The sequence below is a fragment of the Bacillus sp. EE-W1 genome (genome assembly GCF_009760835.1).
In the GTDB taxonomy this organism is placed as follows: Bacteria; Bacillota; Bacilli; order Bacillales; family Bacillaceae_G; genus Bacillus_A; species Bacillus_A wiedmannii.
Map to the genome: position 1 here is coordinate 101,663 of NZ_WIPE01000054.1, position 13,580 is coordinate 115,242.

Consider the following 13,580-nt stretch of genomic DNA (forward strand, 5'->3'; position numbering starts at 1 on the left):
AATATATAATTTCTTTCATATTTTTAGAGTAAGGAAAGATAATATCATTGCTTAATATAGCGGGATAAATACATATACGAAAAGAGGAATAACGTATGCGATATATTACAGCTGGTGAATCTCATGGTCCACAACTTACAACGATTATAGAAGGTGTTCCGGCAGGACTGCCTTTAGTAGCGGATGATATAAATGAAGAGTTAGCTAGAAGGCAAAAGGGGCATGGGCGTGGTAGACGCATGCAAATTGAAACAGATCAAGTGCAAATTGTAAGTGGTGTTAGACATGGAGAGACATTAGGTTCTCCAATTGCACTTGTTGTTGAAAATCGTGATTTTGCACATTGGACAAAAATTATGGGCGCAGAGCCTTTAACGGAACAAGAAGAAAAAGAAATGAAAAGGAAAGTAACAAAACCAAGACCTGGGCATGCTGATTTAAATGGTGCGATTAAATATGGTCATAGAGATATGAGAAATGTACTGGAGCGTTCTTCAGCACGCGAAACGACAGTGCGTGTTGCTGCTGGTGCGGTTGCTAAAAAAGTGTTAGCAGAACTTGGTATTACAGTGGCGGGCCATGTAATTGAAATTGGCGGTGTACAGGCTCAGGAATTTACCTATAGTTCAATTGAAGAATTAAAAAGTATTACAGAAGCATCACCTGTACGTTGCTTAGATGAAGCAGCAGGTAACCAAATGATGAAAGCAATTGATGATGCGAAAGCAAATGGTGATTCAATAGGTGGAATCGTTGAAGTGATTGTGGAAGGAATGCCAATTGGGGTCGGTAGCTATGTGCATTATGATCGAAAACTGGATGCAAAATTAGCAGCTGCAATTATGAGCATTAATGCTTTTAAAGGTGTCGAGATTGGAATTGGTTTTGAAGCAGCGCATAGACCGGGAAGTGAAGTGCATGATGAAATTCTGTGGAATGAGGAACATGGATATACACGAAGAACAAATAATGCAGGTGGATTAGAAGGCGGTATGACGACTGGAATGCCAATTGTTGTGCGCGGTGTGATGAAACCGATCCCTACACTATATAAACCTCTTCAAAGTATAGATATTGATACGAAAGAGCCTTTTACAGCAAGTATTGAACGTTCAGATAGTTGTGCTGTGCCAGCAGCTAGTGTCGTTGCAGAAGCGGTTGTGGCTTGGGAATTAGCGACAGCTTTAATAGAACAATTCGGATTAGATCGTATGGACCTTATTCGTGAAAATATTGAGAAACATAATGAATATGCGAGGGGATTTTAATGGGAAACATACATATTCAAACGAAATCAAAAGAATATGATGTACATGTAGGAAAACAATCGTTGTCAAAGTTGACAACGATTGTTCAAAACATGCAGCCATCTGTGTCAAACATCATGATCATTTCAGATGAAGCTGTTGCGTCTTTACATTTACAGACAGTTGTAGACGCGTTGCAAATAAAGCAAACAGTATTTTCATTTGTCGTACCGAGTGGCGAAAAAGAGAAGTCTTTTGAAAATTTCTATGCGGCTCATACGTCAGCTCTTGAAAATAAATTAGATAGAAATTCTTTAATTATTGCACTTGGAGGCGGGATGATTGGAGATTTAGCTGGTTTTGTTGCTGCATCGTTTATGCGTGGAATTCGCTTCGTTCAAGTTCCAACGACTTTATTAGCTCACGATAGCGCAGTGGGTGGGAAAGTAGCGATCAATCATCCGTTAGGTAAAAATATGATCGGTGCATTCCATCAACCGGAAGTAGTTGTATATCATACGCCGTTTTTACAGTCACTTCCTGAAAAAGAGTGGCGTTCAGGTTATGCAGAAGTGATAAAACATGCTCTTATTGGTGATGTAAAGCTGTATCATTGGTTAAAAGAAGAAGTGCAAACATTAGCGGATCTTCGTGATGAGAAGTTAATCCATATATTAACGAAGGCAATTCCTGTAAAGGCAAACATTGTATCGCAAGATGAAACAGAAAAAGGTGTACGTGCTCATTTGAACTTTGGACATACGTTAGGCCATGCTCTTGAAAAAGAACTAGGATATGGAAATATTACTCACGGTGACGGAGTAGCGGTTGGAATGTTATTTGCCTTGTTTTTAAGTGAGCAAGTGTACAAGGTTAATCTTTCTTATGAAGAGATGAAGCAGTGGTTCTTAAAGTACGGATATCCAAAAATGCCAAGTGATTTGAGTGTAGAGCGTCTCGTTCAATTGATGAAACAAGATAAGAAAGCGAACGCTGGAGCAATTCATATGGTGTTAATGCAGGAATATGGGGTAGTGAATGTCGTATCTATTCCAGATGAGACTGTTCATATTGCGTTAGAGGCATTTCAAAAGGATATGGTTTAAGAGCTAAGAAGTGCTTGTTTAAAGGTATCCTCGTAATAGTGACGGTTAAGATAAACGATTACAGTGAGAAATTACAACCTTATTGTAATTGAATTGAATAAAACGACTGGGGGAAGAAAAATGAGAGTGAAAGAGCAATTGTTAACTTTGAGAGCATATGTACCTGGGAAAAATATTGAAGAAGTAAAAAGGGAATATGGATTATCAAAAATTGTGAAATTAGCATCGAACGAAAATCCATTCGGTTGCTCAGCACGCGTAACAGAAGCATTAACTTCTTTAGCGAGTCAATACGCTCTTTATCCAGATGGATATGCATTTGAACTTCGGACAAAAGTAGCAGAGCAGTTAGGTGTCAAAGCAGAACAACTGTTATTTGGTAGTGGATTAGATGAAGTCATTCAAATGATTAGTCGTGCATTACTACATGAAGGAACAAATGTTGTAATGGCGAATCCAACATTCTCGCAATACCATCACCATGCTGTTATTGAAGGAGCAGAAGTTCGTGAAGTACCACTTAAAGATGGCATTCACGATTTAGATGCGATGTTACAGCAAGTAGATGATAAAACGAAGATTGTATGGATTTGTAACCCGAATAATCCGACAGGTACATATGTAGAGAAACAAAATTTACTTTCATTTTTAGAATCAGTTCCTAAGTCAGCGCTCGTTATTATGGACGAAGCATATTATGAATATGCTGTGGCAGAAGACTATCCGCAAACATTACCATTTCTTGAACAGTATGAAAATCTTATGGTTTTACGCACGTTTTCAAAAGCATATGGTTTAGCTGCTTTCCGTATCGGATATGCGGTTGGTAATGCGAATTTAATCGGGCAGCTAGAAGTAGCAAGGTTACCATTTAATACATCGACTGTAGCGCAGGCTGTAGCACTCGCTGCATTAGAAGATCAAGTATTTTTACAAGAATGTGTGAAAAAGAATGAAGAAGGATTAAATCAATATTACGCATTTTGTAAGGAATATAACGTATTCTATTATCCATCTCAAACAAATTTCATTTTCTTAAAACTCGGTATTCCTGGTAATGAGGCTTTCGAACGATTAATGAAGAAAGGATATATTGTTCGTTCTGGTGCTGCATTTGGTATACATGATGGTATTCGTATTACTGTCGGTTTGAAAGAAGAAAATGATGAAATTATAGAATTATTGAAAGAGCTTGTAAACGAGCAAGTAAAGAAAGAAGAAACATACTCTTAAGAGTTTGTGAAGGCTCCTAATATAGGAGTCTTTTTTATTTAAATGAAGGCCTGTAAAGCTTGATCCGTGCGTGTTAATAATTAATAAGGGAAGTTATTTGCACGGTAATGAAAGAAAACGGTACAATAGAAAGTAGTAATGCGGTATCGGTGTCATGTTTGAATCGTTGTCAGTGAAAGTACAAGATGAAGTATGCTCATTCTAAAGGTTGCGTTCGTACACCTAGTTGCTTATGATAAAGTGAAACTTTAATCAGTGAGGGGATGCTCATCCCCTCACTGATTATTAGCCCGCACCAATCGGGGTAAATGAACAGAAAATAATATTTGTTAGAATTAAAGGAGACGTTTATGCAAAAGTTTGAACAAGCTGTTTCATATATTGAAAATGGTGAAGCGGAAAAAGGATTACAATTATTAAAAGAACAATTAAAAATTGCGAATGATGAAGAGAAGTATGATATCGCTCGCTATTATCATACACTTGGATTTACGGATGAAGCGTTAGCTATTACAGAAGACTTGCGTTTATTGTATCCGGAAGAAAGTGAATTCACTGTATTTTTAGCAGAATTATATATTGATCTAGACAAAGAAGATGAAGCGATTGAAGTGCTTCATGATATTCCAGAAAATGATGACTTATATGTTCAATCGTTATTACTTGTTGCAGATTTATTCCAAATGCAAGGTTTCGATGATGTAGCAGAACAAAAACTATTAAAGGCGAAAGAAATGATGCCTGACGAACCTGTTATTACGTTTGGATTAGCAGAGTTATATAGTAGTAAAGGTGAAGAACAAAAGGCAATCACTCATTATGAGTCGCTATTAGCAGAACATAAAGTCATGGGTGGTGTTGGCATTGCACTTCGCCTCGCAGAAACGTTAAGTGCGATTGGAAATTGGGAAGAAGCGATCTCTTACTATGAAGCAGGTTTAGAGGAACAAAAAGATATCCACTCATTATTTGGATATGCCTTCACATTATACCAAGGTGAAGAATATCAAAGAGCAATTGGTGCTTGGCAAGAACTAAAAGAATTAGATCCGGAGTATGCATCGCTGTACATGTATTTGGCGAAAAGCTATGAAAAAGAAGGAATGCTTCAAGAAAGCTATGAAACACTTCAAGAAGGAATTAAAGTAGATGAGCTTTCTGTACCATTTTATGTAGAATTAGCGAACATTGCGGCGAAATTAGGAAGAATAGCGGAAGCAGAGGAAGTGCTTCAAAAAGCGCTTGAGTTAGATCCAGGACATTTAGGTGCGATATTAAAATATGCGTATATCTTAAAAGAACAAGAAAAATATGAAGAGTTAATTGCAGTTGTAGAGCGTGCGATTGATAGCGGAGAACCAGATACACAACTACTTTGGGATCTTGCGTTTGCAAAAAAACAATTAGAAATGTATTCGGATGCATTAAAACACTATGAAAGTGCATATACTTCTTTTAAGAATCATCCAGACTTCTTGGAAGAGTACGGTTATTTCTTATTGGAAGAAGGTATGCGAAAAGAGGCGAAAGAAGTATTTACTCAGTTAATACAACTAGACCCGACACAAATTCATATTGAAGAATTGTTATATAATTTAGAGGATTTTTCATAAGTTGGAAGGAAACTGAATACCGCTTCTTGAATCTAAAAAGAAAAGAGAAAGACAGAGGAGGGACTTAATTGCTATGAATACCCCTGTTTCTGTAAACGAGAAGAAGGATTTTGTAAAATGGTTTTTGAATAATTACCAACTGAAACAGCGTGAATGTGTATGGATTTTGAATTATTTAATGAGTCATGACCAATTGATGCATAAAGTCCACTTCGTAGAGCATGCAAAATATTGTCCGCGTGGTTTAGTGATGTCCGCGAATTGTGTGAAAGACACACCATTTCACTTTTTTAAACAAAATGTTATGACAACAGATGCTGAAAAATCGTTTCATGATATTCGTTTAAATCGAGATGAAGATATTTATATTCAACTCAATTTTAAATCATCGTTTCAAAATGCCAATTATGTAGCTGTATTAGAAGAAAACCCGTATTTACCAAAGCATATTGAAGTAAATGAAAAAGATCGTTTACTTGCAGAAAGATTTTTAGAAGAAAGTGTATTTTCTTTTAGAAGAGAACGTCTTTTGAAACAAATTGATGAAGCGCTGGATAAGCAAGATAAGGAAGCGTTTCATAAGTTAACAGCTGAGTTAAAGATGTTATAGAATTCATTTGGATTCATAAAATTTTACAAATTTCAGACTTTTTTAAGAAAAACTACCTTAATATAGGTAGTTTTTCTTTTTTTACCTCTTTTAGTATGGTTTAATATATATAAAGTGAAAGTTCTGTCATTTGAAAATGAAGGGAGGGAAGACATTTGAAATGGAGTGTAAAAGATGTGGAGCAGTTTGAGCAAGCAAGAGATTATGTAGATACTGGTGTTATACCACTTTTATCAATTTCGGCAGCAAAAGAAATGAAAATGGTAGTAGAACAAGGTGAATTTATCGAATTGTTGAGTATGGAGTTGGAAAGAGAATATAAAGGAAGAGTACTTTTACTACCTGCATTTACGTATTTAGTAGAAAGTCAAAAAAATGAAAAAGGTCGTTTGCAAGAATGGACAAATCATTTGCAAAAGCAAGGTTTTAAGCATATTGCTTATGTTACAAGTGATTTTTCATGGAAAGAAGATATGCAAGAGTTACAAGGAGATTTATTTTGGTTTCCTTCATTAGCGTTAGAACAATTTAGTGATCAAGCGAAAAGAGAAGTTATTCATGCACATATAAAAAATATAATGGTGATGTTAGAAGAAAAATGGGGAAAGTAGTAATAAACAGAAAGTTCTTATTATTATGAGTAGTATGATATTGACCTGTACCTAAGCGTATTATATCATGATAGTGTCCTAGTTTTTATTTTTTATATAATTTATCACGAGGGGACAATTTCTGATAGAGGGGGGAAATTTTCGTGAGCGAGAAAGAACATCGTGTATCAAGAAGACAGTTTTTAAATTACACCCTTACAGGGGTAGGAGGCTTTATGGCAGCGGGTATTTTAATGCCGATGACGCGATTTGCGCTTGATCCGGTGTTAAGAAAAGAAGCGGGAACGGATATGGTTGCTGTTGCACAAGTAAAGGATATTACAACAGAGCCGAAACGTTTCGACTTTAAGGTGAAGCAGGTTGATGGTTGGTACAAGTCCGAAGAGCCAAAATCAGCTTGGGTTCATAAAGATGAAAGCGGAGACATTGTTGCGTTCTCTCCAGTATGTAAACATTTAGGATGTACAGTTAACTGGAATTCGGACAAAGCACATCCGAATCAATTCTTTTGTCCATGTCACGGGGGCCGTTACACAAAAGACGGGATGAACATTAAAGGCACGCCGCCCCTTGCTCCGCTTGATGTATACGAGTCCAAAGTAAAAGATGGAACGCTGTATTTAGGCAAAGCGAAGCCAAAAGGGGGTGCAAAGTAGATGCTAAATAAAATTTATGATTGGGTAGATGAAAGGTTAGATATTACACCAATATGGCGTGATATCGCTGATCATGAAGTACCTGAACATGTAAACCCGGCACATCACTTTTCTGCATTCGTTTATTGCTTTGGAGGACTTACCTTTTTCGTTACTGTAATTCAAATTTTATCAGGAATGTTTTTGACGATGTATTATGTGCCTGATATTAAAAATGCTTGGGAATCGGTTTATTATTTACAAAATGAAGTTGCATATGGGCAAATTGTTCGTGGTATGCACCACTGGGGCGCTAGTCTCGTCATTGTAATGATGTTTTTACATACACTTAGAGTTTTCTTCCAGGGTGCGTATAAAAAGCCTCGTGAGTTAAACTGGATTGTTGGTGTTCTTATTTTCTTTGTTATGTTAGGTCTTGGTTTTACCGGATATTTATTACCGTGGGATATGAAAGCATTATTTGCTACGAAAGTAGGGATTCAAATTGCAGAGCAAACGCCGCTCATTGGTCCTTATATTAAAACATTACTCGCTGGTCATTCCGAAATTGTTGGCGCTCAAACATTAACTCGCTTCTTTGCTATTCACGTCTTCTTCTTACCAGCAGCACTTCTAGGTTTAATGGCCTTCCACTTCATCATGATTCGCAAACAAGGTATTTCCGGTCCGCTATAAGAGATTGCTAAATTAAAGGGGAAAGAACTAAAGGAGGGAGATTATGCATCGAGGCAAAGGGATGAAGTTTGTAGGAGATTCTCGGGTACCAGTAGCTCGGAAACCAAATATTCCAAAAGACTATTCTGAATACCCAGGAAAAACAGAAGCGTTTTGGCCGAACTTTTTGTTAAAAGAATGGATGGTTGGTGCAGTTTTTTTAATCGGTTATTTATGTTTAACAGTGGCGCATCCGTCACCACTTGAGAGAATGGCGGATCCAACTGATGCCGGATATATACCACTTCCAGATTGGTATTTCTTATTCTTGTATCAGTTATTAAAGTATTCTTATGCTTCTGGTTCATTTACTGTAATTGGAGCGTTTATTATGCCAGGGATTGCGTTTGGCGCATTATTGTTAGCTCCATTTCTTGACCGAGGCCCAGAAAGACGCCCATTGAAGCGTCCTGTAGCAACTGGATTTATGCTTTTAGCAATTGCATCGATTATCTTTTTAACTTGGGAATCTGTAGCACACCACGACTGGGAAGCTGCAAAAAAACAAGGAGCAATTGTAAAAACAGCACCAGTTGATAAAAATGATGACGGCTATAAATTAATGCAAAAAAATACTTGTTTAACATGTCACGGTGACAATTTACAAGGCGGGGCAGCAGCACCGGCACTGCAAAATTTAACTTTAAAGCCAGAAGAAATTGCTAAAATTGCGAAAGATGGAAAAGGTTCAATGCCTAAAGGAGTATTTAAAGGTACAGATGAGGAACTGAAGAAACTTTCGGAATTCGTTGCAAAGTATAATAAAAAATAATAAAAAGCTGACTACAAAAATTTGTAGTCAGCTTTTTATTTTGATGAAAGAAAGTTTACTATATAATAGAGTAGAGTTTGAGGAAAGAATGACTTTGTTTGAAAGGTGTTGGACATACAGCTTGGTTTATTTGTATGCAATGTTAAGACAACGCTCTATATTATTATTTTTATTAGTTGTTAACATATTAGGTACAATATACGGATTTATATGGTATGGAAATCAATTAAAAGAAACCTCACCTATATTTTGGCCGTTTGTACCCGATAGCCCGATGGCGAGTCTCTTTTTTGTCTTTGTTTTAATTGCTTTTTTTAGAAAGAGAAATTGGGGATTAATAGAGGCGCTAGCGATTGTTACTTTAATGAAATATGGTATATGGGCTGTTGTTGTAAATGCAATTATGATCTATGTAAAAGGTCCTATTGGTCTTATGGGGTATATGTTAATGCTTTCGCATTTTGCGATGGCAGTACAAGCAGTGCTATATGCGCCGTTTTACCGTATAAAAAAATGGCATTTTGCGGTAGCAGCTATATGGACATTACATAATGATGCAATTGATTATTTATTTTGGCAAATGCCGAGATATGGAATTATGCATTTGTTTGTAGAAGAAATTGGTTACTTTACGTTTTGGCTAAGCATCGTCACACTATGTCTTACATATTATTATTGCTTACGTGAGAACCGAAAACAGTTTTCTTTATGAACATTTAGGGGGAGAAAATGAAGAAGAATAAGAGTCGTACAAAAATATTGGATCGATTGATTACTATAGTTGTTTCATATAGCATAGCATTTTCTATATTTGCACTTGCAACAACAGCGGTTGTATACGGAAAATGGCTATATTATTTTGAAATTGATTTTTTAAACATTCCAGATTTAGCGGATATGACGAAGGATGATATTAAAAGAAATTATGATGTGCTTATTACATATTTATCGCCGTTTTATGATGGAGCATTGCAGTTGCCAACATTAGATATGTCTACAAATGGCCGTATTCATTTTGTAGATGTTAAAAATATTTTAGTAAAGATTCAATATGTAATGTATGCGACAATTATGATTGCAATAATAGGCGGGATTTATTTATTAAAAAAGAAAAATGAAAAGTTTTTACTGCACGGATCAATTTTAACAATTATCTTACCGATAGCGCTCATGTTACCGATCGCTATTAATTTTGAAAAGAGTTTTGTATTATTCCATAAACTTTTATTCAGTAATGATTATTGGATGTTTGATATTGAAACGGATCCAATTATATTAATGTTACCAGAAGAATTCTTTATGCATGCTGCGTGTGCTATTTTATTATTTATTTTATGCGGCAGCATAATTTGTTACAGTTTGTATAGATATTTCGTAAAAAAGAAAAGGGTTTCAAAGGAAAAATTCTCTGTTTAAAGAGAATTTTTTTGTTTGTAAAATGATAATATATTTTTCGGTCCAGTTCTGTTCTATTCTTGTCCAAATTAACATATTTTGTACTAGTAGTTATAGGGGGGACCGTGATGAAGAGAACATTAATTGGATTAATAGCATTTCTAATTATAATGTTTCCGTTACGTATATATGCTGAAGAGTGGAGTGAACTAACAGGGTTGTTAGACGACTCATTACAATTAGTGAAGCGTAATGAAGATGGAAAAGCAGTACAAGTATTACAACATTTCTCCGAGCAGTTTGTTATAAAGGGGAATGAAAAGAAGCAAGAAGTAACGCCAGATCAGGTTAGAGTTATTTCTTTAGCTTACGACAAGGCGAAACAATCTCTCTCGGAAACAGATTTAGGTAAACAAGTTAAAATTGATAATGTGTTAGCCCTGCAGCTCGCTGTTGATGCGCAAGTGTCGAAATATCAACCGCTTTGGATGGAAAGAGAAAGAAAAGTAATGGGTGCCTTTTCTCAAATGGAAAAAGCGATGAAAAAAGAAGATACGGGACAGTTTCAACAAACGTTAAACACATTTTTACATGAATTTAATATTATTTATCCAAGCTTAATGATCGCCCTGCCAGAAAATGAAGTGCAGCGTGTAAATGCCCATTTATCTTATTTGGATGAATTTCGTAACGTTATGTTAAATACGAAAGGGGGGCAAATGCAAGTAGGAATCATTAAAGGGGATTTGCAAAAAATATTTCACACAGTAAAAAAAGATGAAATTGCACCCTCACTCATTTGGTTTATGACAATTACTGGAGGTCTTATTTTATTCACATTAACTTATGTTGGATGGAGAAAGTATAAAGGAGAGAGAGAAAAAAGAAAAAGTAATGTACACTCTAAGAATAGATAATGCAATAAATAAAGATACGGATTGTAAGGTTTATTCATTGACAATGATGTCAGAAGAAAATAGAATGAGAAGTACTATAATTAAAACTTCAATGGAGGTTCAGAGGTTCATGATGTTTTATTTAATTTACTTCGCGATCATAATGATCATACCGTTGTATGCACAGTCAAAAGTACGTAGTGCCTATAGCAAGTATTCACAAGTTTATTCAACTTCAGGTATGACAGGAGCGGAAGTGGCTCGAAAAATTTTAGATGAGAACGGATTATACAACGTAGCTGTAGAAGAAACACCAGGTCATTTATCAGACCATTATGATCCAACTGCCAAAACAGTTCGATTATCAACAGATAACTATTACGGTCATTCAGTTGCTGGTACAGCAGTTGCAGCACACGAAGTAGGACACGCAATTCAAGACGCAAAAGATTATAACTTTATGCGTATTCGTCATTCGTTAGTGCCAGTTGCAAACTTTGGATCGAATATTTCTTGGGTATTTATTATGATTGGTGCCTTTGCATCTATGTCTAACTTGTTGTTATTAGGTATCATTTTAATGGCAGCAGGTGTTGTGTTCCAACTTGTGACATTACCTGTTGAGTTTGATGCATCAAAGCGTGCAATGCAACAAATTGAAGCGTTAGGTATCGTATCAACAGATGAATATGGCCAAGCTCGTAAAGTATTAAATGCGGCAGCATTAACATATGTAGCGGCTGCAGCTGTAGCAGTATTTGAATTATTACGTCTCGTATTAATGTATACTGGTATGCAGCGTAGCGACGACTAAAGACTATCAATTTTGATAGTCTTTTTTGTTTTGTGGATTGAATTATATAATGTATTGCAAATAGAAATAATAGAAGGAATAGAAGTAATGCGGAAAGGCGGTGGGGGAAGTGAAATATCCAAGTCGTTTAGTAAAACAAGTGAAAGAACAAAGCGCTTCTTATCAGTTAGAAGGCTTTTTAAGTGGACAAGGTCCTGAAAATCCAAAATTTATGCTGTTAGGAGAAGCGCCTGGTGAAACAGAAATTCATAATGGGATTCCGTTTAGCGGGAGAGCGGGAAAACAATTAATGGGTTTTTTAGAACGGATTCATGTTACAAGGGAAGAAGTATATATTACGAGCGCTGTCCGAAGTAGGCCTTATAAATGGCGAGAGAAAAAAGAACGAAATGGTGAAATCATACAGAAAAAATATAATAGAACACCAAATCAAGGAGAAATACTTGCCCATGCGCCTTTGTTAGATTATGAATTAGAGAAAATAAATCCGAAGCTTATCGTCACCCTTGGAAATATCGGTCTTCAACGTTTAACAGGAAAAAATAAAAAAATAACAGATGTGCACGGACAATTATTAAAACAGCCCATTCAAAAATTAAAGGATATGCAAAGTGCAGTGTTTACATGGTCAGAGCAAGAATATCATATCTTTCCGACCTTTCATCCTGCTTCCATTTTTTATAATCGGAGTTTATTGGAGCTTATTTATGAGGATTTAGATAAACTTAAAAAATATGTAATAAAAAACTAGAAAAGCTAGAGAGCTTTTCTAGTTGCGTTTATTTATGTAACGGATTTTTATTTTCATCTAACGTAAAACCTTCACCAACTACATCATGTACATCACTTACAGCAACAAAGGCATGAGGATCTACAGAAGTAATAATATTTTTTAATTTCACGATTTCATTTTTAGCAACAACGCAATATAATACGTTCCGTTCCACTTTCGTATACGATCCAACAGCTTTTAAAAAAGTAGCTCCGCGTTCCATATCAGATAAAATTTTGGCAGCAATTTCATCGTTTTTATCTGAGATAATAGTTGCTCCTTTTGCCGCATAGGCTCCTTCTTGCATAAAATCAATGACTTTCGCCCCGATAAAAACAGCAACTAACGTATACATGCCCTCGCGGTATGATAAATAGGTAAGAATAGAGACGATAATGACGATAGCATCAAACATAAACATCGTTTTCCCCATACTCCAGCCAACATATTTATGAGCGAGTCTTGCGATAATATCTACACCGCCAGTAGTCCCGCCATATTTAAATATTATGCCAAGACCGACACCGATAAATGCCCCGGCGAATAAAGCCGCGAGTGTCATATCATTTTGTAAGTTTAAATGTAAGTTAAGAACTTCGTAACGTTGAAAAATCCATAGAAATAAAGATACGCTGAAGGTGCCGATTAGTGTATAGATAAATGTCGTTCTTCCAAGTAACTTCCAACCAATAAAAAATATAGGGATATTTAAAATTAAGTTTGAATAAGAAGGATCAAACTTAAATAGAAAATACAATAATAGTGTAATACCGGTAAATCCACCTTCTGCAAGGTGATTTTCAATATTGATATTCACAATACCGAAAGAAAAAATAGCGGAACCGATTAAAATGAAAATGATATTTCGAATCTTCAAATTTGATGTCATATAGAAATCCTCCTAATTATGTAAATTGCATTGCTCCGCTGATACGGTAAAACATAATGATAAGTAATTTCTAGTTGTTAGTAAAAATAGAGAAGGCTGTAAAAAAACGCAAAAGAAGTTTCTATTTACCTCGTTCCAACGGCTGGTAGGAGATAAAGCTCTGAAGAAGGACAAACCAGCCGTAGGAACCCGATTGGTTCTGGCTGATCTTTTGCAAAAAACGCAAAAGAAAGTTTCACTTTATTATAGTCT

Annotated in this window: 15 protein-coding genes; 14 read left to right on the forward strand and 1 reads right to left on the reverse strand. The window is 35.8% G+C overall.

What is annotated here, in order from left to right; genetic code table 11:
* Positions 1-95: 95 nt before the first annotated feature.
* The 14 genes from aroC (at position 96) to GFJ36_RS07005 (ending at position 12,418) form a co-directional block, all read left to right on the forward strand.
* Positions 96-1,268, forward strand: coding sequence for a chorismate synthase (gene aroC / locus GFJ36_RS06940; RefSeq protein WP_087985544.1), 1,173 nt, complete (start codon positions 96-98; stop codon positions 1,266-1,268).
* Positions 1,268-2,353, forward strand: coding sequence for a 3-dehydroquinate synthase (gene aroB / locus GFJ36_RS06945; protein ID WP_097889740.1), 1,086 nt, complete (start codon positions 1,268-1,270; stop codon positions 2,351-2,353). The genes aroC and aroB overlap by 1 nt, the downstream gene beginning before the upstream one ends.
* 120 nt (positions 2,354-2,473) lie before the next feature.
* A complete protein-coding gene (gene hisC / locus GFJ36_RS06950; protein WP_088608751.1) occupies positions 2,474-3,586 on the forward strand; it encodes a histidinol-phosphate transaminase in 1,113 nt (370 codons plus the stop codon).
* Positions 3,587-3,936: 350 nt separating this feature from the next.
* Positions 3,937-5,199 (forward strand): tetratricopeptide repeat protein, encoded by a 1,263-nt coding sequence (locus GFJ36_RS06955; RefSeq protein WP_088608752.1) that lies wholly within the window; start codon positions 3,937-3,939, stop codon positions 5,197-5,199.
* Between the two features lie 73 nt (positions 5,200-5,272).
* Complete coding sequence (locus GFJ36_RS06960; protein ID WP_001095922.1) at positions 5,273-5,809, forward strand: ReoY family proteolytic degradation factor; 537 nt, start codon at positions 5,273-5,275, stop codon at positions 5,807-5,809.
* 155 nt (positions 5,810-5,964) lie between these two features.
* The gene (locus tag GFJ36_RS06965; protein WP_048543535.1) at positions 5,965-6,420 is read left to right on the forward strand and encodes a YpiF family protein; all 456 of its coding nucleotides are present in this window, start codon (positions 5,965-5,967) and stop codon (positions 6,418-6,420) included.
* A gap of 143 nt (positions 6,421-6,563) precedes the next feature.
* The gene (gene qcrA, locus GFJ36_RS06970) at positions 6,564-7,076 is read left to right on the forward strand and encodes a menaquinol-cytochrome c reductase iron-sulfur subunit (RefSeq protein ID WP_001290419.1); all 513 of its coding nucleotides are present in this window, start codon (positions 6,564-6,566) and stop codon (positions 7,074-7,076) included.
* On the forward strand, positions 7,077-7,751 hold the full coding sequence (gene qcrB / locus GFJ36_RS06975) for a menaquinol-cytochrome c reductase cytochrome b subunit (protein ID WP_000932700.1): 675 nt from the start codon (positions 7,077-7,079) through the stop codon (positions 7,749-7,751).
* A 43-nt stretch (positions 7,752-7,794) separates the two neighbouring features.
* Positions 7,795-8,562 carry a menaquinol-cytochrome c reductase cytochrome b/c subunit gene (gene qcrC / locus GFJ36_RS06980; RefSeq protein ID WP_000554601.1) on the forward strand — a complete coding sequence of 256 codons (768 nt, stop codon included), beginning with the start codon at positions 7,795-7,797 and terminating at the stop codon, positions 8,560-8,562.
* A 121-nt stretch (positions 8,563-8,683) separates the two neighbouring features.
* Complete coding sequence (lhaT, locus tag GFJ36_RS06985; RefSeq protein WP_097889739.1) at positions 8,684-9,274, forward strand: lipoprotein heptaprenylglyceryl N-acetyltransferase LhaT; 591 nt, start codon at positions 8,684-8,686, stop codon at positions 9,272-9,274.
* 17 nt (positions 9,275-9,291) lie between these two features.
* Positions 9,292-9,978, forward strand: a complete 687-nt coding sequence (gene lit / locus GFJ36_RS06990; RefSeq protein WP_060489613.1) for a lipoprotein intramolecular transacylase Lit — start codon at positions 9,292-9,294, stop codon at positions 9,976-9,978.
* A gap of 107 nt (positions 9,979-10,085) precedes the next feature.
* The gene (gene ypjB / locus GFJ36_RS06995; RefSeq protein WP_088062706.1) at positions 10,086-10,874 is read left to right on the forward strand and encodes a sporulation protein YpjB; all 789 of its coding nucleotides are present in this window, start codon (positions 10,086-10,088) and stop codon (positions 10,872-10,874) included.
* A 112-nt stretch (positions 10,875-10,986) separates the two neighbouring features.
* A complete protein-coding gene (locus GFJ36_RS07000; RefSeq protein ID WP_002096760.1) occupies positions 10,987-11,667 on the forward strand; it encodes a zinc metallopeptidase in 681 nt (226 codons plus the stop codon).
* 109 nt (positions 11,668-11,776) lie between these two features.
* Positions 11,777-12,418, forward strand: coding sequence for a uracil-DNA glycosylase (locus GFJ36_RS07005; protein WP_088608754.1), 642 nt, complete (start codon positions 11,777-11,779; stop codon positions 12,416-12,418).
* A 28-nt stretch (positions 12,419-12,446) separates the two neighbouring features.
* On the opposite strand, the gene GFJ36_RS07010 is transcribed toward GFJ36_RS07005, so the two are convergent.
* Entirely contained in the window at positions 12,447-13,328 is an 882-nt protein-coding gene (locus tag GFJ36_RS07010; RefSeq protein ID WP_000203306.1) for a YitT family protein, read from the reverse strand.
* Positions 13,329-13,580: the final 252 nt, after the last annotated feature.

Excerpts from the sequence above, each read along its gene's own strand:
- aroC (WP_087985544.1), top strand. The coding sequence starts at position 96 with ATGCGATATATTACAGCTGGTGAATCTCATGGTCCACAACTTACAACG.
- aroB (WP_097889740.1), top strand. The coding sequence starts at position 1,268 with ATGGGAAACATACATATTCAAACGAAATCAAAAGAATATGATGTACAT.
- hisC (WP_088608751.1), top strand. The coding sequence starts at position 2,474 with ATGAGAGTGAAAGAGCAATTGTTAACTTTGAGAGCATATGTACCTGGG.
- GFJ36_RS06955 (WP_088608752.1), top strand. The coding sequence starts at position 3,937 with ATGCAAAAGTTTGAACAAGCTGTTTCATATATTGAAAATGGTGAAGCG.
- GFJ36_RS06960 (WP_001095922.1), top strand. The coding sequence starts at position 5,273 with ATGAATACCCCTGTTTCTGTAAACGAGAAGAAGGATTTTGTAAAATGG.
- qcrB (WP_000932700.1), top strand. The coding sequence starts at position 7,077 with ATGCTAAATAAAATTTATGATTGGGTAGATGAAAGGTTAGATATTACA.
- qcrC (WP_000554601.1), top strand. The coding sequence starts at position 7,795 with ATGCATCGAGGCAAAGGGATGAAGTTTGTAGGAGATTCTCGGGTACCA.
- lit (WP_060489613.1), top strand. The coding sequence starts at position 9,292 with ATGAAGAAGAATAAGAGTCGTACAAAAATATTGGATCGATTGATTACT.
- ypjB (WP_088062706.1), top strand. The coding sequence starts at position 10,086 with ATGAAGAGAACATTAATTGGATTAATAGCATTTCTAATTATAATGTTT.
- GFJ36_RS07000 (WP_002096760.1), top strand. The coding sequence starts at position 10,987 with ATGTTTTATTTAATTTACTTCGCGATCATAATGATCATACCGTTGTAT.
- GFJ36_RS07010 (WP_000203306.1), bottom strand. The coding sequence starts at position 13,328 with ATGACATCAAATTTGAAGATTCGAAATATCATTTTCATTTTAATCGGT.